We start from the raw sequence: 19280 nt of genomic DNA on the forward strand, positions 1-19280 counted from the left end.
CGCCCGGAGGCACCGATGCCGGTTGCATTACGCCAGGGCGGCTTGCGCTACTATTTCTTCTCGAACGAAGGGCAGCCGCCCGAGCCGCCCCACGTCCATGTCAAAGGCGGCGGCAAGGACGCCAAGATCTGGCTCGAACCCGCCATCTCCATTGCGGACAGTTACGGCTTTAATCCGCGGGAACTTTCGAATATCCTGCGCGTCGTCGAAGACAACCGCGATCTTCTCCTGAAGGCCTGGCATGACCATTTCGGCAACTAGCGTTCGCTTTGACGAACACACGATGTGGGTCGAATTGTCGGACGGCCGGACCCTCGGTATTCCGCTAGCTTGGTTTCCGCGGCTGCTGCACGCGACACCAGCCGAGCGCGAGCAGGTCGAACTAAGCCGAGTCGGGCTGCACTGGGAAGCGCTCGATGAGGATATTTCGATTGCCGGCCTCCTCGCGGGACGCGGCGACATCACGCGGTCCACGGAACACGCCGCCTGAGCAATCGAGACATTTGGATTTACGGCGCTTCAGCTCGCGTGGCGCGCGAAGCAATTGAGTGCGCTGTCACCGTAATCCCCTGAAGCTTGTTTTCACGGTTTTTTCGAGGGCCCGGAGTCGTTTGTTGTACGTACTGTTGCCAGTTCGCAGGGGGCTACTCGGCAGGGTTTTTAGACCGGAACGATCACGGAAGATCACGCGATGGACATTAGCAAAAATGGGCGTGACAGGGAAGGTGGTGACTTACTTCCCATGCCACCGACACGAGGCACAAGCGCGTTACAGGCATACAGTCGCGCTTCGATAGCCGACTTACGATTTTTTAGCTTCATTTGCGACACGGTAGTTTCGAGCGACTATGTAGTACACGTCGCGAAACACGCTCTTGATGGAGCTGAAACGAAGGTCAAGGAGCCTATCGACCTGGCTAAATCGACCCCTGGAAATCGCACGATTTTTCTCAGACAGAACAGCCAAGCTCTTCTTGAAATGTTTGTCGCCAGGCAGGTCGATAACTTCCAAAAGTACCTTGTCGATCTTATCCGGGAAGTTTTGCGCTCAAAGCCGTCCATGCTCAGCACTAAGCAGCAATCCATTTCGCTAGAAGATATTTTGAAGCATGGCAGTATCGAAAGCTTGGTGCATGACGTTATCGAGCGCCGGGTCAACACGCTGTCTTACGACGGATTCGCCGACCTCCAAAAATGGTGCGACGAACGAGGAATTCAAATCAAGGTCCCTGCATCGAAGCGCGATGCTGTCGTTGAGCTAATCTCTACCAGAAACATCATTGCGCATAACCGTGGCTTTGTGGATGAGCGCTATTTGCGATCGGTAAAGAATGCAAAATTCAAAGTTGGAAAATGTCGGAAGATTGAGGTTGACGAACTATTCAGTGCCTTGAAGCTGCTGAATGGTGTTGTCTTCGGCACGGATGGCTCCACGCGAAGGAAGTTCAAACTGGCAACCGTCGAAATAAGGCCGCGCAATAAGCCGGAGCGAAGAAAGAAAAAGGAAACCGAGAACTCGCAGCAACAGCTTCCTTTGGGGCGCGGCGGCTGATTAAGCGACCGCCTTACGTGGCCATTGCCGCTTAAGTTTGATGCAGCTCGTAGGATGGGTTGAGCGCAGCGAAACCCATCAATAGCACCCACGGCGAAGAAGGGTTTCGCAAGGGCTCAACCCATCCTACGAGCTACTCCGAAGCGAACCAGTTACAGTGACAGTGCACTAAACATTGCTCCCGCCCCTCGTCCACGACCACCGCCGGGTGGCGTCGACTCAGTGCGCCGTCACCGCAATCGTGGCTAAGCCGCGCTGCTGCGCTGCATGTGGCGACCTTCCTTCACCTCTTCGATGATCTTCGCGCTGAACGCCTTGAGGTCACCGGGGTTGCGCGAGGTGATGACGCCTTGATCGACGACGACCTCCGAATCCTCCCACTTCGCCCCGGCATTGGCGACGTCGGTCTTGATCGATTTGTACGACGTCATCCGGCGGCCCTTCGCGATCCCCGTCTCGATCAGTAGCCAGGGCGCGTGGCAGACCGCGGCGACGACCTTCTTGGCATCGAAGACGCTTCTAATGAATTGAAGCGCCTCGGGCTCGACGCGCAGCAGGTCGGGGTTGATCTGCCCGCCGGGCAGCACGAGCGCGTCATAGTCGGCGGCGGTGGCCTGATCGAGGGTCTTGTCGACCTTGACGGGGCGGCCCCAGTCCTTCTCGTCCTAGCCCTTGATCTCGCCAGCTTGCGGCGAAATGATCTCCACGGTCGCACCGGCCGCCTTGAGTGCGTCACGCGGCACTTCGAGTTCCGATTGCTCGAAGCCATTGGTAGCGAGAATCGCGATCTTCTTCCCGGACAGTTCCATCCGTGTCTCCTGTGAGCGTGTGGTGATGCCTATCAATCGAACGCTTTCGCATTTCGTTCCTCACGCCCCGCCGCCGAAATTGCCTTTGCGGTCGAGCCCTTCCGCCCTAGACTCCCACCCCCACCGGCATGCATTCCGACGCGCCCGGTAGCAGCGGAGTCAAATTATGCCCAAACCGGAAAGCTTCCCGATCGAGACAATCTTCGTTCCCACCAAGCAGAAGAAGGCTCTCAAGCCCGAGACGGTCGCGGAGATCGCGGAAAGCATGCTGGACATCGGACAACAGACCCCCATTTCCATCAGGCGCGACGGAGACCGCCTCGTTCTGGTCGACGGACTGCATCGGCTGGAGGCCTGCAAGGCGCTCGGCGAGACGGCCATCCTCGGGGTCGTGGTCCCGGCCGAGCTTGCTCAAGCCAAGCCGCTGCTTGCCGAGCGACCCGAAGTCGAGGCCGAGCGCCTCAAGATGGCGCGATTGAAGCAGTTGCGCCTGGAGAAGGAAGCCGCGGAGGCATCGGCGGCTTCCTTGAAGGGCGCAGGCGCATCGCAGACGACGCGCACCGGTCCGACGAAGGGCGGCCGAGATAATGCGAAGGCGTCACCCGTCCGGATGGTGAAAGCGAAACCGAAATCATTGTCTGACTGGATCACCCAGCAGAAGGGCAGCGGCAGCCGCTATTGAGGACCGACGCCGTCATTCCGGGGCGGGCCCGGTTGGGCGCGAGCCCGGAATCCATCTGATGGCACGACGCGCGGCGTAATGGATTCCGGGCTCGCGCTTCGCGCGCCCCGGAATGACGGTGGAGTTTCGCTGCGCCACCTTGCGTGGCTGCCACCGCATGATGGCCGCAATCCCGGGGATCGCGGCCATCTCTCTCTCACCGATCAACCTGACCGTCTCACGCCGCCTTCGCCTGCTCCGGCGATGCCGTCTCCATCGCGCGCATGTAGAGGTCGAGCAGGCTTTCGCGCTCGTCGCGCTCGTTCTTGTCTTCCTTGCGCAGCTTGATGATCTCCTTCAGGATCTTCACGTCGAAACCGTCGCCCTTGGCTTCCGCGAAAACTTCCTTCTTCTGCTCGCTCAACTCCTGCATCTCCGTGTCGAGGTTCTCGATCCGCTCGACGAAGGAACGGATCTTGCCGCCGGGAATGGTGATGTCGGACATGGTGTCTCCTCGCTGACTGAGGTCGCGAAAATGACCGCAAAGACATAACCAATGTGTTAACCTCGAAGGCCCCGCGCATTGCCCTGTGGAAACATTGAGGGAGCCGTTTCATGGCCGAGCTTCGCTTCGATGACGGTGCCGCTTACGAGCAGATGATGGGCGTCTGGAGCCGTTCGGTCGGCGAGGTCTTTCTCGACTGGCTGAAGCCGGGACAAGGCCTGCGCTGGATCGATGTCGGCTGCGGCAGCGGCGCCTTCACCGAGCTCATCGTTGCGCGCAGCGCCCCGCTCGAGGTGCAGGGCATCGATCCCTCCGAGGGACAGCTCGCCTTCGCCCGCACGCGCCAGGCTGCGCGCGGCGCAATGTTTCAGACCGGCGATGCCATGGCATTGCCGTTTCCGGCCGCAAGTTTCGATGTCGCAGTGATGGCGCTGGTGCTCGTGTTCGTGCCGGATGCAGCGAAGAGCGTCGCGGAATTGGCGCGGGTCGTTCGTCCCGGCGGCCTGGTTGCGACCTACATGTGGGACATGCTGGGCGGCGGATTTCCACTCGATCCGATCCTCGACGAGATGCGCGCGATGGGGCTGTCGCTGACGCGTCCGCCGCATATGGAGGTCTCCACCCTTGCCGCGCTTCAGGGCTTCTGGAGCGCGGCCGGCTTGCTGGAGATCGAGACCCGCGAGATCACCGTGCAGCGGACGTTCGCCGATTTCGACGAATTCTGGACCGTGGAGACGAAGGCCCCCTCCACCGCGCCGGTCATCGCGGCCATGCCGGCGGCCGATGTCGCCACGCTCATGCAGCGCGTGAGCGCGCGGTTGCCCGCTGATGCGGACGGCCGCATCACCTACAGCGCCCGCGCGCACGCCATCAGCGGACGCAAGCCGGGGTGACGAAGTTGCGAGCGGGCTACGAACTCAAATCAGCGCATCGCGCCAGCCTCGCGCTTTCGCCAACGCACCTCCCGCCCTACACTCCCGTCAAACAAACACCGGGAGGACAGCCAGATGACCGACGCCCCGCTTTTCCAGGACGTCATTCGCAAGCGCCGCAGCGTGCGGAAATTCGAGCCGGGCCGCAGCGTCGGGCGTGACGTGCTGGAGCGGATCGTCGATTGCGGGCGCTGGGCGCCGTCGGGGGCGAACGTGCAGTGTTGGGACTTCATCGTCGTCGACGATCCCGCGATGCGCGAGAAAGTGCTTGCGGTGTTCCTGCGCCAGGCGCAGCGGCTGGTCGACCACGCCAAGGGCTTTCCGGCCGTGAAGAAGACCTATCTCGCCAACACGGTCGCGATCATCCTCGTGCTCGGCGATCCCCGCTGGAAGGTCTGCTTCCCGCAGGCGACCTCGCCCCAATTCGACGCCGAGTATCGCGACAACAACGAGGCGATCTTCTACTGCTCGCTGGGCGCGGCCATCCAGAACATCCAGCTCGGCGTCACCGCCGAAGGGCTGACCTCGGCCTGGCTCTCCGGCGGCGGCGAGGCCGAGACCAACCGCGAGCTCGCGGAGGTCCTGGGCTATCCGTCATGGATGACGGCCTATGGAACGATCCCGATCGGCTATCCCGCAATCGACCAGGACCGCCGCTACCGCCGGCCGCTCGGCCAGCTCGTGCACTGGAACGGCTACCAGCCACAGCAGTATCGCACGCATGCGCAGGTCGATTTCTACGAGAGCACGCTTCGCCCCTTTGCGATGTATCGCGACCAGGAATCCATGGACGCCTGGCCGGATCGCGACGAGATGCTGGGAGAGTGGACGAACGCCTTCACCGGCCCCGTCAGCAACCCCGCGCAAACGCCTGAAAGCGAAGCCGACTTCTCTCATCCCAGGGTGATCGGCCAGGCGACCAAGCGGCGCCGGAGCTGAAGCGCGTCAACAGGCCCCTACCACCAATACGGCCAGCGCCATCCCTGATAGCGCACATAGGACGGCACGATCGGCGGGCCGTAGGGATCGACCTTGTCGTCCTCGGGGCGGTAGCGATAGCGCGGGACGACGTTGTAATCCCACGGCGTCGGCCGCAGCACGGGCGCGGTGACGATGAGGCGCTCTTGCGGCGCGCGGACGACGACGGCCTTGCGTGTGCGGGCCTCGGCGCCTGACGTTGCAAGGCTGCACAGCACCAGGGCGGTTCCGAGCGCACAGGCGGCGGTTGTTCTTGTCATGCACGGGTCTCCTTCGCGCGAAGAGTGCAAAAGGATGTGGGGCAAGGCAAGCAAATTTCGCGCGAGATTTTTTCGCGACCATCCTTCGAGGCGCGCGCTCAGGCGTTTCCGCGAGCCTGGCCCTACGCCTCGACCTCCTCAGGCACCGGCCCCGCAACCAGCCCGTCGAGCCCGACCATCAGCAGATCGGCGATGTGCATCAGCTGGTACAACGGAATGTCAACGTCGCCCCGCTCGGCCTGAGCCACGAACGCCGGCGCGACACCCAGGTGCTCGGCGAGCTGGCTTTCCGTGTAGCCGCGGGCCTCGCGCGCGGCCTTGACGCGCGCGCCGATGCCGAGGCGGTGCCGGGCCTGCTCGTCCGCGGTCATCATGGCCGCCTGCTCGGTGGCGCTCGCATAGCCGGCGGTGAACGCGCCGCCGATCAGGCGTTCCCTGCGCCAGGCGAGCCGGCAGTCCTTGCGCAGGCCGCCCCTGAAGATCAGCGAGAATTGCTCCGCGATCCATGCCGAGCTGTTGAGCTGCAGCCGCGCGCCGGTCGCCGAGACGTCGCGGATCGTGCAGGGCACGCTGACGATGCTGCCGCTGCCATTGTCGAATTCGACAAGGCCGGTCCGCAAGGTGTGATGCCTGAGGGCGGCGCGAAGATCGCTCATGACAGCTCCGAAAAATCCTGCGGCGGCGTCGAAACGGATCGAGGCCGCCGTGATCGGAGCACGCTAGCGCAGAATTTTTCCGCGAGCCCTAATCTTGTCGCAGTTCGGCCGGGACAAGCTTCTATGGTAAAGGATACGTCACCTACTTCTTCAAGGCGCCCACGGCATCGAGCAGCAGCGTGTCGCGATTCTGCTCGCAGAAGCGGGACAGCTTGCTCGAATTCCGCTCCAATTGTTGGGTATCGAGAACCGGGTCGTTGCGCCGCCCGGCGTAGAAGCCGCTTATCCAGATGTTAACGCTGCGAGTGTGGGTGATGCGCTGGGTGATGTATTGGTCGCACGTGATCTTCGACACGTCGACCGTCACCTGGGCCTCGGCCTGCGAGACCGTCAGCATGGCAGCAAACAGTGCGGCAGCTGCCGCCTTCAACGGGACCATGAAATTTCCTCCGAACGATGCGGCCAAGGTCCGATGATCGCGCGCGGTGCCGTTGATCCAGATCAACGAGCTGCCCAAGTGTCGCGGCGACGACGGAAAAGATCAGCCACCGCGTTCGCCGTTCAGCAGCTTGAGCGCCCGCGGCACCTGGTCGCCGTCCGCGACCAGCACATATTCCTGCCGCGCCAGGCTCGTGCCGCTCGCGAGCACGACCGCCTTCTTCGGGCACAGGCCGAAGCATCCGGTCATGACCAGCTTGGCCGGCTTGCTGCCGTCATGCTTGCGCGCCTTCAGCTCGGATTTCAGCGCACGCCTGACGTCGCGGCCGTCATCGCTGCGCTTGAGGCATTTGCGGCAGACCAGCACCGGCGCCGCGCGGCGCGGCCGCACGACCATCGGGCTTGCGGACTTTTGTTTGTTTTCGGGCATGAAGAACCTGTATGAGACCGCAGCTCATATAGGCATGGAACCGCGCCTTCGCCGCTGCGACGGGAGCGGACGCCATGGTAAGGAATTGCTGCCGGGCAACCGCTCCCGGTGCGTCGCGCCGACCCGTTGGCCTTACTGAAGGCAACATACAGGATCCCCCATGACAACAGTCCTTCGTATCGCGGCGTTTTCCGACGGCAACATGGGCGGCAATCCCGCCGGCGTCTGGATCGGCGACGCCCTGCCGGATGCGGCCAGGATGCAGGCGATCGCAGCGGACGTCGGCTTCTCGGAAACCGCCTTTGCCGCGCCCGAGGGCGAGGCCTGGCGCGTCCGCTATTTCTCGCCCGCCATGGAAGTGCCGTTCTGCGGCCATGCGACGATTGCCCTGGGCGCGGCGCTCGCGCACCAGCACGGCGACCGGCGTTTCCAGCTGCATTTGAACGAGGCTGCCATCTCGGTTTCGGGACGCCGCGACGGCAACACCATCGCGGCGGCGCTGCAATCGCCGCCGACCCGCAGCGCGCCGCTCGATCCATCTCTGCGGGATCAGCTGCTGGATCTGTTCGGCTATGCGGCCTCCGATCTCGATCCCGGACTCCCGCCGGCGAAAATTCATGCGGGGGCCGATCATGCCGTCCTCGGCCTCAAATCCCGCGAGGCGCTCGCCCGCATGACCTATGATTTCGCGCGCGGCCGCGCCCTGATGGAGCAGGCCGGGCTCGTCACCATCGCGCTCGTCAATGTGGAGAGCGCGCAACTCTTTCACGTGCGCAACGCGTTCGCCGCCGGTGGCGTCGTCGAAGATCTTGCCACGGGCGCGGCGGCCGCCGCGTTTGCAGGCTATCTGCGCGACATCGGCTGGCCCCATGGCGGCGCCATCGACATCGTCCAGGGCGAGGACATGGGCGCGCGGTCGCTGATCCGCGCGGAGATCGGCGAGGCCCGCGGCAGCTCAATCCGGGTCTCGGGGACGGCACGTTTCATGGATGCGTGAACGGGGGCGCCGCGCTACTCCCGCGCGCGGCGCAACGCCTCCTGCAGCCTCATCCGCTGCTTGTCCCAGCGGGTCTGTTCGGCCTCGGCGCGGTCATCGAGCGCGGCGCGCGCGGCCTCGATCTCCTCCGCCTTCGCCTCGTGCTCCCGCCTCGCTCTGTCCAGCGCCGCTTCGGCGGCGGCGACCGCCTTGTCGCGCCGCACGCGCTCTTTGGCGCGGGCGGCCTCCTCCTTGCGCCGCTCGGCCTCGCGCCGCCGCTCCTCCTTCTCGAACGCCGCGGCGGCCTTGCGGGCCGCCTGGTCGTCGAGCTTGCGCGGAGGCTTCTTGGTGGTCCTGGCTTTCTTGGCCGGACGCTTGGGTTTGCGTTTGGGGCTGGAATGCTCCTCGGCGAGATCGGTGGGCAGCTCGGCGCTCTCGGTGAACGCCCCGTCCGATCCGACCGGGCGCCTGAGCACGACCCCCGGCTTCGCCAAGGTCGCCGCGACGATATCAGGATCGTCAGTCTCCTTCGCGGCGCCCTGATGGAACAGGTTGGAGCTGGCGCCCCAGGCCTCGAGCGCCGCCTTCATCGAGGGCGCGGCGATGGCCTGGTCGTAGAAGCCGAGCGAGGTCTGGTAGGTCTTCAGTTTCCGTGTCGGTTTGCTTTTCGCGCGTTTCGGCATGTCGCCCCGATATTAGATTCGCAGCCCGGATGGAGCGTAGCGCAATCCGGGGTCTTGTGTCCGCGGGGCAAGCGTCCCGGATTCCGCTTGCGCTTCATCCGGGCTACGGATTAGTCCGCTTCCAAAAGCGCATCGTATCCCTTCTCGCTGAAGGCCAGCAGGCAGAACCCGTGCCCGAACGGATCGGCCAGCATAGCAATCCGGCCATAGGGCGCATCGCTCGCCGGCACCTCCAGGATCGCGCCGGCGCGCAGCGCGCGTTCGACCGCGGCATCGACATCGTCGACGACGACGTCGGCATGCACCGGCGTCCAGTGCCGTTCGTAGCGGCGGCGGTCGCCGCCGGCCCCGACCGTGCCGGCCTGCTTGGTCAAGAGATAGACCGGCGCGGGCCAGCCGAGCAGCTCGACGAAGCCGGTGCCGAAGCGGCGGCCGACTTCGAGGCCGAAGGCTTCGGTGTAGAACGTCGTGGCTTGCTCGATATCGGGGACGTCGATGTTGAGGAGGAAGCTCATCTCGGACTCGCTGCGCAGTTCCGCGGCGAGCGTAGCCCAGATGGGGCGCAGCGCAATCCGGGATGTTGCCGCACGCTGGCCCCCGGATTCCGCTCGCGCTCCATCCGGGCTACGCAGCGACCGTCTCACCCGACGGGTGGCACCATGTCATTCTGCCCCTGTTTTGCCCGACGCCGCAAACACCTCTTCGGCATTACCGAAAACATGAGGAGTTTCAAGGCCGTTCCTACTGTGCATGGGGTTGTTTTCGAAAAATCGAGTTGGCCGCCCTCATCTGCCTCGCAAGCTCAGGATATAGGCCGACAGCACATCCGCCTGCCCCTGCGCGATCACGAGGTTCGGCATGTTCTGGTGGCTGGTCTGCCAGAACACCTTGAGCGACAGCGCGGTGGTGCCGCTGCGGTCGGCGATGGACTGAAAGCTCGGCGCCTCGTCGAAGAAGCCGGCCATACCCGGCTCGACCGCGTGACAGCTCTGGCACCACGCTTGCGCCAGGCGATGGCCTTCGGCAACCGCGCGCGGGCCCGACCGCGGAGCGCCGGCAGCAGTGTGGACGACGCTGAACAGAAACAGCACCGACAATACGACCAGAAGAGCGAGACCGAGATAGATTCGGGCACTGTGCGACATGGCGCTTCCCTCGCTGTTGCTTTGCCGGCACACGAAGCGTAAGTCGGCGCAGGCCGATGAAATTGATCTGCGTCAAGGGCCTGACGCGAGGCCCGTAGCAAGAGCTGAAGCGACGTGTCCGCCGCCTCGAAAAAGCGACGCCGGCAGCACATGAAGCGAGACGAGAAGTATGACCGACACGATGAAATGCCCCGCCTGCAGCTCCGAACACGCCTATCAGGACCGCGATCTCTGGGTCTGCCCGGAATGCGGCCACGAATGGAGCGGTGCGGCGGAGACGGCCGCTGAGACCGCACAGGACGCCGGCGTGCGCGATGCCAACGGCAAGGCGCTCGCTGACGGCGACAGCGTCATCGTGATCAAGGATCTCAAGATCAAGGGCTCCTCCTCGGTGGTGAAGGGCGGCACCAAGGTGCGCAACATCCGCCTGCAGGACGCAACCGATGGTCACAACATCGCCTGCAAGATCGACGGCATCGGCGCGATGAACCTGAAGTCGGAGTTCGTGAGGAAGGCGTAGCCGCGAGCTGGCTACCGCTGCCGCTGCGCCAGGTAAAACCCGCACAGCACCGTCACGAGGCCCGCGGTCTGCAACATCGTCGGCGGCTCGCCGAGCAGCAACCAGCCGGTGAGCAGCGTCAGCGCCGGCACGCAGGCCGGAAACACCGCGGCGCGGGCAACGCCGAGGCGCTGCACCGAGACGGCGAACAGATAGAGCGCGGCGGGGCCGGCCAGCACGCCCTGCGCCAGCGCCTGGATGGCATTTTCGGCGACGCCGATCGCCGCGACGTGAGCAAGCCCGACGGTCGCGACATAGATTGGCAACAAGAGCAGCGAAAGCACGTTGATGACCAGCGCGGCCGACACGGCGGAGACGCGCCAGTGCCGCAGCGCCGTGCCGAAGCCGGCGAACATCAGTCCGGTGAGCACGAAGATCAAATCCCCGAGCACGCCGTCGGCCCCGATATGGCCGATCGATTCCGCGCCGATCACGCCGAGACCGCCGACGATGACGAGCGCACCGACGAGGCGCGAGGCGGAGACGTGTTCTTTCAGGAACAGTGCAGCCAGCAAGAGGCCGCCGAGCGTGGCGCAGGACGGCTGGATCACGCTGCCATGGCCGAGCGGCACGAACAGGAAGCCGGTGTAGGAGATCAGCGACATCACGGGGCCGCCGAGCACCATCAGCACGAGACCCCTGCCCCAGCCGATGCCGCAGAGATCCCCAATGCCGGCGCGCAGGACCAGCGGCAGGAATGCGATCCCCGACCAGACATAGCGATGCACCAGCAGATCGACCGGCGTGAAGCCGACCTTGAGCCCGTGCCGTGTCCCGGCGAAGCCGAGCGCCCAGAACAGCGCCGCGGCCAGGCCGCAGGTAACGCCGAGCAATGCCGGCGCCGCATCGTGCTTCTGAGAAAGAGCGTCGGCGCCGCTCGTCCGCTGATCCATGGATCAAGCCTTATGTCAGTGCCTCCATCGGCTCAACCCACGCAGGTGCAGGGCTGACACGCGGCGGGATTCGTGGCCCGAATGGCCCGTCACGCCCGCTCTTCGAACACCATCCGCCATCCCTTGCGCGTATCCATGTATTCGCGCACTTCGCGGATCCTGTCGCCCGCCACCGTGAACACGAAGCAATAGTCGTTCTCGTAAGGCTTGCCGCCGGTCAGCGTGGCGCGCATCCGCTCCTCCACGATCACGACGTCGCCGTCGGCGTACACGCCGCGAAACGCGATATCGATGTTCGAGAACATCTTGTGCATCTCCTGGGCGATGAAGCGCGCGATGTGGCTCGCGCCGACCATGTGGTCGGTGTGACCGAGCGCGACCGCGGTGGCGTTGCCCTTCGGCGCGATCCATTCGGCGTCGTCGGTGAACAATGCGGCGATACGCAGCGCATCCCGCGACGAAAAGGTTTTCCAGGCGTTCAGGACAATCTCTCTCGGGCTGGACATGATGCGCTCCCTGGCTTGCATTGCGGCCACCTTCTAGGCCGCGGTGGGCGTTGCAGCTCGCCACAATCGGACTCGGTCATCCCGCAGCCCTTCCGGCCCCTTCGCCATGCGCTATGATCCGGCCATGCTGAGCTTCGAGACCTGCAACGCCGCCCGCCTGCGCCGCGATCCCCGTTACGACGGCCGCTTCTTCACCGCAGTGAGAACCACCGGCATCTATTGCCGCCCGGTCTGTCCGGCCAAGCAGCCGCTGACGCGCAACGTAACCTATCATCCGACGGCGGCGGCGGCCGAGGCCGCCGGCTTCCGGCCATGCCTGCGCTGCCGCCCCGAGACTGCGCCGTTCTGCCCGGCCTGGAACGGCACACGCTCCACGGTGGCGCGCGCCATGAAGCTGATCGATGGCGGCGCGCTCGACGAAGGCTCGGTGGTCGACCTGGCGATGCGGCTCGGCATCTCGTCGCGTCATCTGGCGCGTCTGTTCGAGCGCCACGTCGGCGCCACGCCGCAGCAGCTCGCCAAGACGCTGCGCGTCCAGCGCGCCAAGCGCCTGCTCGATGCCGGGGAGAACAGCATGACAGATATCGCGTTCCAGTCCGGCTTCGGCAGCCTACGCAGGTTCAACGCCGCCTTCGCCGAGCTCTACGGCCGCTCGCCGTCGAGTTTGCGCACCGCGCGCGTGCGGCGGGCTTAGCGCGCAGCTTGAAGACCTCTCAGAAAAATCCCGGGCTGAGATCGAGGCCGTATGTCAGGCTCAGCACGAACACGAACAACACGGCGGCGGCGAACAAAGCGGCGTGCCTGACAATGAACGCACGCGGCGAGGTGGGAGCAGCAACGACTTTCTGCGCAACCGGCATGATGGCCTCCATTATGATTTCAAAAACTGGCCGCGACGATGCGGCCGCCGCATCAGGCAATGCGGTCTGCAAAACAAATGTTAAGAGGATCACGCTCGTTATGAACGGGGATACATAACCGGCATAGTCACGCGAACTTGTTCGCGGCCGGAGTCTCAATCAGCGCATCGATGCCCAATTGATCGCGCCGAGACATTGCGCAACGCGCGCTGGCGCGAGATTGCGCACGGGACAGCTTCAGCGATGGCTGCGCACACGATACGCAAGCAGCATCGGCGTCGAGGACGTCAAATGAAACGGCGGGTTCCGCCTCTCCGCGGAACCCGCCAATCTCTCAGCGATGGAGCTTAGCGGGCAGTGCCCGTGGTGACGTCAGCGGTCTTGAGCTTGCGGGGGCTGAGCACTTTCGTCTGGTGGGCCGAGGCGACGGTGGTCGGCGCAGCAGCCTGCTGCTCGACATGTGCGGCACCCAGGACGCGAACCTGCAAGGGCGAGACCGGAAATCCATTGGTCTCGTAAGTCGGCAGTTCAGCGGCGAAAGCCGCGGTGCTGCCCGCGATCGTCAGGATGGCGGCGGCGATCGACAAAGTCTTCTTGTTCATTGGTGATACTCCGGAAGTGGAAGAGTCGGAGCATATTTAGGTTCGCTTTGCTGCATTGCGACACGCTTTGTTGCAATGCAACAGCGCGTCCGGCGCATAGCGATATGTTTAACATGTCCAAGGCCTTGGCCGAATCACGCCGCGTCCGACATGGCGCCTTTATGGGCGCGGTGCTCAGCCACCGAGCACGTTGCCCCAGCCGTCGAAGACATAGGCCTTCCAGGCCACGGTTCCGTCGCCGCCCGGTCGGCTGGCCCGTCGATAATCGTCGGCCTGGTCGGCGGTCCAGGTGATGATCGTGTCCGTGAGGCGATCGTGCAGGATGGCGGGTTCGGTGGGATCGAAAGCGTCCATGGGACGAAGCGTGGCATGCGTCATGAGCGACCGAACGCGCTACCCGCAACAAGGTTGCGACGACACGGCGATCAAGACACTTTTGTGGAACCCGCGTTGCACCTCGGCAACAGTGCCGCGAAAAGCCCGTTTTCGCCGATTTGCGCCATTGCGCTGCCACATGGTCCTCCGAACAATCGACGCACTGCGTGCCTTTCCGTGCAAGACTGTTTGCGTCAGACTGTTTGCATCATCACTGTCCGGGCAAGACGGGTTCGGGCAGAACCGTTTGGAGGCAGGGATCATGGACGATCGGCGGTCTCTTCTTGTGGCGGTCACGTGCCCCTCGGCTGTGCTCGCCGGCTGGCTGGCGCTCTCCCTCTCCGCCTATGCCCCTGCCCTCATCGAGAACAGCGGTGCCAACGCGGCCGCCGTCTCACGCGCCAAGGACCACGCTAAGGATAACGCCAACGACCAAGCTAAGGATCTCGGCCGGCTCGACCTCGCCGACGTACCGCGCGCTGCGACGATCGAGGACGGCATCGCCTTGACCGCCGATATCGCCGCTGCCCTGGCTGCGGCACCGGCCCTGACAATCGTTGAAGCGGCACCCGAGACGCCCGCTCCCGCAATCAAGCTCGCCTCGGCCGATCCGGCGCTGATCCTGCCGGTGGACGCACCGCCCGCGCCGCAGATAACACGCGAACCAGAATCCGTCGTCAGCGAGGCGGCCCCGGTCGCGCAGCCGGAGCCGATCAAGCTCGCATCTGCCGATCCCACCGAGATCGTGACGATGGACGCGCTGTCTCCCGCGGCGATCGCCAGCGGCCCGGTCACCCCTGCGAGCAAGGCATCGCCGCCGGCCGATACCGTCGCCGTGCTCGACGAATGCTTCGTCATGGATGCCTGCATCGACCGCTATCTCTGGACGCTTTATCAGCGCACCGCAAAGGAAGACTCGATCAAGGTCCAGGAGCGCCGCGCCGTCACCATCAAGCGCAAGGGCAAGACGGTCACGGTGATGCGCAGCTTCACCAAGCTGGTCGATGAGGATTTCGGCTGGAAGGATCCGAAGGCCGCCGAGCACGCCGGCATGTCGATGATGGATTATGTCATCGGCGGCATGGACAAGAGCTTCAAGCGGAAGCTGTTCCGTACGCTGCTCGCGGCGGAAGCCGCCGGCCTTTCGCCCGGCATCACCAGCGCGTTCCGAGACGATTATAGACAGTCAATCGCGAGCGGCCTGAAGGCCGCCTCCGACCGTTCCTATCACGGCGGCAGCACGCGCGGCGGCTACGGCCACGGCATGGCGGCGGACATCGTCAGCACGCAAGGCAACAACCGCGCGCAGCGCTGGGTCTCGACCGAAATCCTGTGGAAGTGGGTCGACGCCAACGGCAAGGCCTACGGCATCGGCCGGCCGTATCTCGGCCGTGACCCGCCGCATGTCGGCCCCGTCGATGGCGCGGAATACATCTCGCGCCGCGGCACGGGAGACGGAAAGCAAGTCGCCAGCGTGAAGTCCAAGAAGGTGGTGCGCGCCGCGGCCCATGCCAAGCCGCCGAAGGCCCAGGCCGCGCGCGAGCAGAAGAGCCCGGCCAAGCCGCAAAAATCAGCGCAATCGACCGGCAAGCGCGCGACCTGACCCCCGTTACGCCTTACGCGTCGGGATCGGCAACGGCACCAGCCGCATCTCGGCCGTGCCGGCGTCCTGCGTTCGCACCAGCACGGCAAAGATGGTGTCGACCGCAAGCCGCACCGCGGCCTCAATCGCTTCGCCCTTGGCCAGATGGGCTGCGATGAGACCGGTGAGGAGATCTCCGGTGCCGTAAGGGCGGATCGGCAAACGCGGCGTTGCAAAGCGCGACACCTGCCCGTCGGCGCACAGGATCGTCTCCACGTGCCCTTCTGCCGTATCGCTGAGCGTGCAGCCGGTCGCGACGACGTCGATGCGGCCGGTCCACGCCAGCGCCGCGCACGCCGCGCGCAGGCCCTGCGTATCCGCGATCGCGAGACCTGAGAGCAGCTCGAGCTCGAACTGGTTCGGCGTCGTCAACCTGGCCGCCGGCAGCAGCCGGTGCCGGACCACGTCCAAAATGCCGTCGGCGACATAGACGCGGCCGTCATCGCCGATCACGGGATCGCAGAGATAGACGAGCTCAGTATTCCGCGTCAGCGCCCGCTCGACGAAATCGGCGATCACGGCGGCATTGCCCGGCGAGCCGAGATAGCCGGTCACGAGCACGGCCGCCTCGTCGACGAGCCCGCGCTCCTCGACACCCTTCAGAAGATCGGCGACCAGCTCGGTCTCCAGCACCCGCCCATGCAGGCTCGGATAGCGCGGATGATTGGACAGCAGCGTCGTCGGCACCGCCGCAACGTTCACGCCCTCCGCCTGCATGGCGTAGGCCGCCGCGCTGTTGCCGACATGGCCATGGACCACCTGGCTTTGAATGGAGATGACGAGCATGAGAGAGGTCCGTAGAGTCAAACGCCGGATGTGGCAAGCGTAGCCCGGGTGGAGCGTAGCGAAATCCGGGGCCTGATGTCGCGGCAAGAGGCCCGGATTATGCTACGCTCCATCCGGGCTGCAGGCCTGCCACGCGTCAGCGCCTCGCCAGCTCACCGAGATAAGCACAAAACATGTCGGCCAGCCCGTCGGCATGACGCGCGATGTCGGCCTCGCTGCGCGGCACTTCCGAAAATCGCTTGCCGACCTCACTCAGCGTCGTCTTGATGAGTTCGCCGGCAAGCGCGCGTGGCGCAGCGGAGGCTTTGGGCAGCGCCTCCCGCATGAACGCCGCGATGATCCCCTCGCCGGCGGCCCGCGCGTCGTGGGCCTCGGGCGCGTCGCGATAGAGCGGCGCGGCATCGCTGAGCGCGATGCGGATTGCAGCCTCCTCGCACTCGGAGCGGATGAAGGCATGGACCAGCGCGCGCAGCCGCACCAATGGCGGCTTCGTCCGGTCCGCAAGGATGCCGCGCAGCAGATCGCTGGTGCGCCGCCACTCGTCGCTCTGGAGACGGAACAGGATCGCGGCCTTGTTGGGAAAATATTGATAGAGCGAGCCGACGCTCACGCCGGCCCGCTCCGCCACCCGTGCCGTGGTGAAACGCTGCGCGCCTTCCTTCGCCAGAACCTGAACAGCGGCATCCAGGATCGCCGCCACCAGCTCGTTGGAGCGGACCTGTTGCGGCTGTTTTCGTGAGGAAACTGAACGGCTTCGACGATCGGCCATGGCGCGCCCGGTGAATGCGAATAGGAAATGCGACGAATTAGTCGTATTTCACTCCGCACGCAAGCACCCAACTCATCGCCACATCTGGAGACCTCAAATGACCACCCCAACCATCACATCGCTTGCGCCGCTGCTGGATCGCCTGTTCGACGAGGCCGAGGCGGCAAACGGTGCAATGCGAGCCGCCGTCGCCGATTTGTCCGATGCGGACCGGGCGCGGATGATGCGGAGCAAGACCGATTATCGCGACCTCTACGGACGCCTGAAGGAGATACCGCTCGCGGTCTCGCGCGGGACCGGATCACTGCTCTACATGCTGGCACGCAGCTCCCGCGCGAGGACGATCGTGGAGTTTGGCACGTCGTTCGGCATCTCGACGCTGCACCTTGCCGCAGGCTTGCGCGACAATGGCGGCGGCCGCCTCATCACCAGCGAGTTCGAGCCGTCCAAGGCGGCGCGGGCGCGAGAAAACCTCGTCGCCGGCGGCCTGATCGATCTCGTCGAAATCCGTGAAGGCGACGCGCTGAAGACGCTTCAGGCCGATCTGCCTGTTACGATCGATCTCGTGCTGCTCGATGGGGCCAAGGCGCTCTACCCGGATATCCTCGACCTGCTCGAAAACCATCTCGGACCGGGTGCGATCATCGTCGCCGACAATGCCGACGACAGCCCGGACTATCTGGCGCGCGTGCGCAGGCCCGGCAGCGGCTACATGTCGACGCCCTTCGCCGAAGACGTCGAGCTCACCGTGCGGATCAACTGACGCCGCTCTGACCGCCACGAAATCCTGGAGCCGCTGCGCAACCACCGCGCGGCGGCTTCATGCCGCGTTCCGGCACCGTCGCAGGCTCGTCACTCAGACGTGATACGTGCTGCCGGGAAAAGCCAAGCGCCGCGTGCTAAACATACCTACCGCGCGGTATCTTTTTTCCGAGCTGACCATGACCCCCGCCTTCAACGCCTACGCAATGCTCGCCCTCGCCATCATTCTCGAGGTCACGGCATCGGCCTTCCTGCAGCAATCCGCGCAGTTCACCCGCCCGTGGCCGACGCTGGCCATGGTGCTGTGCTATGTCGCCTCGTTCTACGCGCTGTCGGTCGCGATCCGCGTCATCCCCTTGAGCATCGCCTACGCGATCTGGGGCGGGGTCGGCATCATCCTGACCGCCGCCGTCTCCTTCGTGCTGTTTCGTCAGATGCTGGACGCCGCGGCCTTCGTCGGCATCGCGCTGATCGTCTCAGGGGTCGTGGTCATCAACCTGTTCTCGCAGACCACGGCGCATTGATGCCGGAAAGCCGCTATACCCGCGCCAAGCAGCCAGAGCAGGTCCGGCGTGCCCTGCTCGACCGTGCCGCTGCGATCGCCATGGACCATGGCGTCGCCGGCATCACGGTGCAGGCAGTCGCCGCGGCGGCCGGCGTCACCAAGGGCGGGCTGTTCCACCACTTCGGCAGCAAGCAGGCGTTGATCGAGGGCCTTTTCGCCGACCTGCTTGCCCGCGTCGACGCCGAGATCGACGCTGCGATCGAGAACGATCCCAAGCCGCGCGGCAGTTTTACACGCGCCTATGTGAATGCGGTATTCACCGGCAGAACCTTCGGCTTTACGACGCCATGGGCGGCGCTGAGCATGGTCGTCGTCACCGATCCGCCGCTGCGCCGGCTCTGGAACGACTGGATCAAGGCCCGCCTGAAGCGGCATCGCACCACCGACGGCTCGCCCGATCTGCAAATGGTGCGCCTGGCCGCCGACGGCGCCTGGCTTTCCTATGTCACGACGGGACAGACGCGCATGAACGCCGAGCTACGCGCCGTGCACGCACGTCTGCTCGCGCAGACCTACCGGCGCGGATAGCCGCTCGCCCTACTGGCGCGGCACCGGCTTGGGTTGACGCGGGGTGGATCGTGCGGGCTTCTTCGCGGGCTTGGCCGCGGCGCGTGGCGGCGGCTCGTCGACCGATTCCAGATAGGCGGCGAGCACCTTGGCGGAGTCCGAGCTGGTCGCGTAATGGTCCTTCAGGAACCAGGACAGCGTCAGGCTGAAGCGACCCTTGGCGAGGCCGCGCGGGCTGCGATGGCACGTCGCACAGCCGTCAGCGAAGAGCTTGGCAGGCGGCTTGCCGGCATCGAGATTTTGCGCGACCGCAACCGTCGCCGTCACAACGGCGGCGGCTGCAAGACTCATCACGGGCACGATCCGCTCGCGCCCCAGTCCAAACAGCGATGTCAAATGTCGGCCCCAGAGCGTTTTCGAGCGAAGCCC

The 19280-nt window shown here is 64.8% G+C and carries 29 protein-coding genes and 1 pseudogene; 13 read left to right on the forward strand and 17 right to left on the reverse strand.

The window, feature by feature from the left end; all coding sequences use genetic code 11:
• The first annotated feature begins 15 nt into the window (after window positions 1-15).
• From AC0WRY_RS18850 to AC0WRY_RS18860, 3 genes are all read left to right on the forward strand, one after another.
• On the forward strand, window positions 16-261 hold the full coding sequence (locus AC0WRY_RS18850) for a DUF4160 domain-containing protein (RefSeq protein ID WP_194402312.1): 246 nt from the start codon (window positions 16-18) through the stop codon (window positions 259-261).
• Window positions 242-490: a DUF2442 domain-containing protein gene (locus tag AC0WRY_RS18855; RefSeq protein WP_194402313.1), complete on the forward strand. Its 249-nt coding sequence runs from the start codon at window positions 242-244 to the stop codon at window positions 488-490. The genes AC0WRY_RS18850 and AC0WRY_RS18855 overlap by 20 nt, the downstream gene beginning before the upstream one ends.
• A 201-nt stretch (window positions 491-691) precedes the next feature.
• Complete coding sequence (locus AC0WRY_RS18860) at window positions 692-1552, forward strand: hypothetical protein (RefSeq protein WP_491120370.1); 861 nt, start codon at window positions 692-694, stop codon at window positions 1550-1552.
• A 245-nt stretch (window positions 1553-1797) separates the two neighbouring features.
• On the opposite strand, the pseudogene AC0WRY_RS18865 reads toward AC0WRY_RS18860, so the two are convergent.
• Window positions 1798-2361 (reverse strand): annotated as a pseudogene (locus AC0WRY_RS18865) (type 1 glutamine amidotransferase domain-containing protein).
• Window positions 2362-2527: 166 nt separating this feature from the next.
• Here AC0WRY_RS18865 and AC0WRY_RS18870 point away from each other — a divergent pair.
• Entirely contained in the window at window positions 2528-3043 is a 516-nt protein-coding gene (locus AC0WRY_RS18870) for a ParB N-terminal domain-containing protein (protein WP_491120372.1), read from the forward strand.
• A 217-nt stretch (window positions 3044-3260) separates the two neighbouring features.
• Here the strand turns inward: AC0WRY_RS18870 and AC0WRY_RS18875 are convergent, their stop codons facing one another.
• Window positions 3261-3527: a DUF2312 domain-containing protein gene (locus AC0WRY_RS18875; RefSeq protein ID WP_097660861.1), complete on the reverse strand. Its 267-nt coding sequence runs from the start codon at window positions 3525-3527 to the stop codon at window positions 3261-3263.
• Between the two features lie 110 nt (window positions 3528-3637).
• Between AC0WRY_RS18875 and AC0WRY_RS18880 the strand changes: the two genes are divergently transcribed.
• Complete coding sequence (locus tag AC0WRY_RS18880; RefSeq protein WP_491120374.1) at window positions 3638-4420, forward strand: class I SAM-dependent methyltransferase; 783 nt, start codon at window positions 3638-3640, stop codon at window positions 4418-4420.
• Window positions 4421-4534: 114 nt separating this feature from the next.
• Entirely contained in the window at window positions 4535-5398 is an 864-nt protein-coding gene (locus tag AC0WRY_RS18885; protein WP_491120376.1) for a nitroreductase family protein, read from the forward strand.
• A gap of 17 nt (window positions 5399-5415) precedes the next feature.
• Here the strand turns inward: AC0WRY_RS18885 and AC0WRY_RS18890 are convergent, their stop codons facing one another.
• The 4 genes from AC0WRY_RS18890 to AC0WRY_RS18905 form a co-directional block, all read right to left on the reverse strand.
• Complete coding sequence (locus AC0WRY_RS18890) at window positions 5416-5697, reverse strand: hypothetical protein (RefSeq protein WP_194402320.1); 282 nt, start codon at window positions 5695-5697, stop codon at window positions 5416-5418.
• A gap of 122 nt (window positions 5698-5819) precedes the next feature.
• Entirely contained in the window at window positions 5820-6353 is a 534-nt protein-coding gene (locus AC0WRY_RS18895) for a helix-turn-helix domain-containing protein (RefSeq protein ID WP_491120378.1), read from the reverse strand.
• Between the two features lie 142 nt (window positions 6354-6495).
• Window positions 6496-6858, reverse strand: coding sequence for an HdeA/HdeB family chaperone (locus AC0WRY_RS18900; RefSeq protein ID WP_491120380.1), 363 nt, complete (start codon window positions 6856-6858; stop codon window positions 6496-6498).
• A gap of 36 nt (window positions 6859-6894) precedes the next feature.
• Complete coding sequence (locus AC0WRY_RS18905) at window positions 6895-7221, reverse strand: hypothetical protein (RefSeq protein ID WP_491120382.1); 327 nt, start codon at window positions 7219-7221, stop codon at window positions 6895-6897.
• 160 nt (window positions 7222-7381) lie between these two features.
• On the opposite strand from AC0WRY_RS18905, the gene AC0WRY_RS18910 reads away from it, so the two are divergent.
• Window positions 7382-8218: a PhzF family phenazine biosynthesis protein gene (locus AC0WRY_RS18910; protein ID WP_491120384.1), complete on the forward strand. Its 837-nt coding sequence runs from the start codon at window positions 7382-7384 to the stop codon at window positions 8216-8218.
• A gap of 14 nt (window positions 8219-8232) precedes the next feature.
• Here AC0WRY_RS18910 and AC0WRY_RS18915 read toward each other — a convergent pair whose 3' ends face one another.
• From AC0WRY_RS18915 to AC0WRY_RS18925, 3 genes are all read right to left on the reverse strand, one after another.
• Entirely contained in the window at window positions 8233-8880 is a 648-nt protein-coding gene (locus tag AC0WRY_RS18915) for a cell envelope biogenesis protein TolA (protein WP_491120386.1), read from the reverse strand.
• A gap of 110 nt (window positions 8881-8990) precedes the next feature.
• The gene (locus AC0WRY_RS18920) at window positions 8991-9395 is read right to left on the reverse strand and encodes a VOC family protein (RefSeq protein WP_491120388.1); all 405 of its coding nucleotides are present in this window, start codon (window positions 9393-9395) and stop codon (window positions 8991-8993) included.
• Window positions 9396-9665: 270 nt separating this feature from the next.
• Window positions 9666-10025 (reverse strand): c-type cytochrome, encoded by a 360-nt coding sequence (locus tag AC0WRY_RS18925; RefSeq protein WP_491120390.1) that lies wholly within the window; start codon window positions 10023-10025, stop codon window positions 9666-9668.
• Between the two features lie 169 nt (window positions 10026-10194).
• Between AC0WRY_RS18925 and AC0WRY_RS18930 the strand changes: the two genes are divergently transcribed.
• The gene (locus AC0WRY_RS18930) at window positions 10195-10545 is read left to right on the forward strand and encodes a zinc ribbon domain-containing protein YjdM (protein ID WP_491120392.1); all 351 of its coding nucleotides are present in this window, start codon (window positions 10195-10197) and stop codon (window positions 10543-10545) included.
• An 11-nt stretch (window positions 10546-10556) separates the two neighbouring features.
• Here AC0WRY_RS18930 and AC0WRY_RS18935 read toward each other — a convergent pair whose 3' ends face one another.
• Both AC0WRY_RS18935 and AC0WRY_RS18940 read right to left on the reverse strand, forming a co-directional pair.
• On the reverse strand, window positions 10557-11477 hold the full coding sequence (locus tag AC0WRY_RS18935; RefSeq protein WP_194402328.1) for a DMT family transporter: 921 nt from the start codon (window positions 11475-11477) through the stop codon (window positions 10557-10559).
• A gap of 89 nt (window positions 11478-11566) precedes the next feature.
• The gene (locus tag AC0WRY_RS18940) at window positions 11567-11983 is read right to left on the reverse strand and encodes a nuclear transport factor 2 family protein (protein ID WP_491120395.1); all 417 of its coding nucleotides are present in this window, start codon (window positions 11981-11983) and stop codon (window positions 11567-11569) included.
• 124 nt (window positions 11984-12107) lie between these two features.
• On the opposite strand from AC0WRY_RS18940, the gene AC0WRY_RS18945 reads away from it, so the two are divergent.
• The gene (locus AC0WRY_RS18945; RefSeq protein WP_194402330.1) at window positions 12108-12677 is read left to right on the forward strand and encodes a bifunctional transcriptional activator/DNA repair enzyme AdaA; all 570 of its coding nucleotides are present in this window, start codon (window positions 12108-12110) and stop codon (window positions 12675-12677) included.
• Window positions 12678-12696: 19 nt separating this feature from the next.
• Here AC0WRY_RS18945 and AC0WRY_RS18950 read toward each other — a convergent pair whose 3' ends face one another.
• The 3 genes from AC0WRY_RS18950 to AC0WRY_RS18960 form a co-directional block, all read right to left on the reverse strand.
• Entirely contained in the window at window positions 12697-12855 is a 159-nt protein-coding gene (locus AC0WRY_RS18950) for a hypothetical protein (protein ID WP_194408503.1), read from the reverse strand.
• 335 nt (window positions 12856-13190) lie between these two features.
• Window positions 13191-13445 carry a hypothetical protein gene (locus tag AC0WRY_RS18955; RefSeq protein WP_491120398.1) on the reverse strand — a complete coding sequence of 85 codons (255 nt, stop codon included), beginning with the start codon at window positions 13443-13445 and terminating at the stop codon, window positions 13191-13193.
• Between the two features lie 174 nt (window positions 13446-13619).
• A complete protein-coding gene (locus tag AC0WRY_RS18960) occupies window positions 13620-13823 on the reverse strand; it encodes a hypothetical protein (RefSeq protein WP_194402332.1) in 204 nt (67 codons plus the stop codon).
• 259 nt (window positions 13824-14082) lie between these two features.
• Between AC0WRY_RS18960 and AC0WRY_RS18965 the strand changes: the two genes are divergently transcribed.
• Entirely contained in the window at window positions 14083-15423 is a 1341-nt protein-coding gene (locus AC0WRY_RS18965; RefSeq protein ID WP_491120400.1) for a hypothetical protein, read from the forward strand.
• Between the two features lie 6 nt (window positions 15424-15429).
• Here the strand turns inward: AC0WRY_RS18965 and pdxY are convergent, their stop codons facing one another.
• Together pdxY and AC0WRY_RS18975 are read right to left on the reverse strand one after the other, a co-directional pair.
• Entirely contained in the window at window positions 15430-16248 is an 819-nt protein-coding gene (gene pdxY, locus AC0WRY_RS18970) for a pyridoxal kinase (protein WP_491120402.1), read from the reverse strand.
• Window positions 16249-16384: 136 nt separating this feature from the next.
• Complete coding sequence (locus AC0WRY_RS18975) at window positions 16385-17017, reverse strand: TetR/AcrR family transcriptional regulator (RefSeq protein ID WP_212066259.1); 633 nt, start codon at window positions 17015-17017, stop codon at window positions 16385-16387.
• 97 nt (window positions 17018-17114) lie between these two features.
• On the opposite strand from AC0WRY_RS18975, the gene AC0WRY_RS18980 reads away from it, so the two are divergent.
• From AC0WRY_RS18980 to AC0WRY_RS18990, 3 genes are all read left to right on the forward strand, one after another.
• On the forward strand, window positions 17115-17780 hold the full coding sequence (locus tag AC0WRY_RS18980) for an O-methyltransferase (protein ID WP_491120405.1): 666 nt from the start codon (window positions 17115-17117) through the stop codon (window positions 17778-17780).
• Window positions 17781-17958: 178 nt separating this feature from the next.
• Complete coding sequence (locus AC0WRY_RS18985) at window positions 17959-18303, forward strand: DMT family transporter (protein ID WP_194402337.1); 345 nt, start codon at window positions 17959-17961, stop codon at window positions 18301-18303.
• A complete protein-coding gene (locus tag AC0WRY_RS18990; protein WP_491120407.1) occupies window positions 18303-18872 on the forward strand; it encodes a TetR/AcrR family transcriptional regulator in 570 nt (189 codons plus the stop codon). Before AC0WRY_RS18985 ends, AC0WRY_RS18990 begins: the two co-directional genes overlap by 1 nt.
• A 9-nt stretch (window positions 18873-18881) precedes the next feature.
• Here the strand turns inward: AC0WRY_RS18990 and AC0WRY_RS18995 are convergent, their stop codons facing one another.
• Window positions 18882-19202 (reverse strand): hypothetical protein, encoded by a 321-nt coding sequence (locus AC0WRY_RS18995; RefSeq protein ID WP_491123485.1) that lies wholly within the window; start codon window positions 19200-19202, stop codon window positions 18882-18884.
• Window positions 19203-19280 lie beyond the last annotated feature (78 nt).

The sequence above is a fragment of the Bradyrhizobium sp. T-12 genome, assembly GCF_058314695.1.

Coding starts and splice junctions, on each gene's coding strand:
- AC0WRY_RS18960 (WP_194402332.1), bottom strand. CDS start 13,823: ATGACGCATGCCACGCTTCGTCCCATGGACGCTTTCGATCCCACCGAA.
- AC0WRY_RS18915 (WP_491120386.1), bottom strand. CDS start 8,880: ATGCCGAAACGCGCGAAAAGCAAACCGACACGGAAACTGAAGACCTAC.
- AC0WRY_RS18930 (WP_491120392.1), top strand. CDS start 10,195: ATGACCGACACGATGAAATGCCCCGCCTGCAGCTCCGAACACGCCTAT.
- AC0WRY_RS18875 (WP_097660861.1), bottom strand. CDS start 3,527: ATGTCCGACATCACCATTCCCGGCGGCAAGATCCGTTCCTTCGTCGAG.
- AC0WRY_RS18880 (WP_491120374.1), top strand. CDS start 3,638: ATGGCCGAGCTTCGCTTCGATGACGGTGCCGCTTACGAGCAGATGATG.
- AC0WRY_RS18990 (WP_491120407.1), top strand. CDS start 18,303: ATGCCGGAAAGCCGCTATACCCGCGCCAAGCAGCCAGAGCAGGTCCGG.
- AC0WRY_RS18955 (WP_491120398.1), bottom strand. CDS start 13,445: ATGAACAAGAAGACTTTGTCGATCGCCGCCGCCATCCTGACGATCGCG.
- AC0WRY_RS18965 (WP_491120400.1), top strand. CDS start 14,083: ATGGACGATCGGCGGTCTCTTCTTGTGGCGGTCACGTGCCCCTCGGCT.
- AC0WRY_RS18985 (WP_194402337.1), top strand. CDS start 17,959: ATGACCCCCGCCTTCAACGCCTACGCAATGCTCGCCCTCGCCATCATT.
- AC0WRY_RS18910 (WP_491120384.1), top strand. CDS start 7,382: ATGACAACAGTCCTTCGTATCGCGGCGTTTTCCGACGGCAACATGGGC.
- AC0WRY_RS18855 (WP_194402313.1), top strand. CDS start 242: ATGACCATTTCGGCAACTAGCGTTCGCTTTGACGAACACACGATGTGG.
- AC0WRY_RS18870 (WP_491120372.1), top strand. CDS start 2,528: ATGCCCAAACCGGAAAGCTTCCCGATCGAGACAATCTTCGTTCCCACC.
- AC0WRY_RS18890 (WP_194402320.1), bottom strand. CDS start 5,697: ATGACAAGAACAACCGCCGCCTGTGCGCTCGGAACCGCCCTGGTGCTG.
- AC0WRY_RS18940 (WP_491120395.1), bottom strand. CDS start 11,983: ATGTCCAGCCCGAGAGAGATTGTCCTGAACGCCTGGAAAACCTTTTCG.
- AC0WRY_RS18920 (WP_491120388.1), bottom strand. CDS start 9,395: ATGAGCTTCCTCCTCAACATCGACGTCCCCGATATCGAGCAAGCCACG.
- AC0WRY_RS18850 (WP_194402312.1), top strand. CDS start 16: ATGCCGGTTGCATTACGCCAGGGCGGCTTGCGCTACTATTTCTTCTCG.
- AC0WRY_RS18925 (WP_491120390.1), bottom strand. CDS start 10,025: ATGTCGCACAGTGCCCGAATCTATCTCGGTCTCGCTCTTCTGGTCGTA.
- AC0WRY_RS18950 (WP_194408503.1), bottom strand. CDS start 12,855: ATGGAGGCCATCATGCCGGTTGCGCAGAAAGTCGTTGCTGCTCCCACC.
- AC0WRY_RS18905 (WP_491120382.1), bottom strand. CDS start 7,221: ATGCCCGAAAACAAACAAAAGTCCGCAAGCCCGATGGTCGTGCGGCCG.
- AC0WRY_RS18935 (WP_194402328.1), bottom strand. CDS start 11,477: ATGGATCAGCGGACGAGCGGCGCCGACGCTCTTTCTCAGAAGCACGAT.
- AC0WRY_RS18895 (WP_491120378.1), bottom strand. CDS start 6,353: ATGAGCGATCTTCGCGCCGCCCTCAGGCATCACACCTTGCGGACCGGC.
- pdxY (WP_491120402.1), bottom strand. CDS start 16,248: ATGCTCGTCATCTCCATTCAAAGCCAGGTGGTCCATGGCCATGTCGGC.
- AC0WRY_RS18975 (WP_212066259.1), bottom strand. CDS start 17,017: ATGGCCGATCGTCGAAGCCGTTCAGTTTCCTCACGAAAACAGCCGCAA.
- AC0WRY_RS18945 (WP_194402330.1), top strand. CDS start 12,108: ATGCTGAGCTTCGAGACCTGCAACGCCGCCCGCCTGCGCCGCGATCCC.
- AC0WRY_RS18860 (WP_491120370.1), top strand. CDS start 692: ATGGACATTAGCAAAAATGGGCGTGACAGGGAAGGTGGTGACTTACTT.
- AC0WRY_RS18980 (WP_491120405.1), top strand. CDS start 17,115: ATGACCACCCCAACCATCACATCGCTTGCGCCGCTGCTGGATCGCCTG.
- AC0WRY_RS18885 (WP_491120376.1), top strand. CDS start 4,535: ATGACCGACGCCCCGCTTTTCCAGGACGTCATTCGCAAGCGCCGCAGC.
- AC0WRY_RS18995 (WP_491123485.1), bottom strand. CDS start 19,202: ATGAGTCTTGCAGCCGCCGCCGTTGTGACGGCGACGGTTGCGGTCGCG.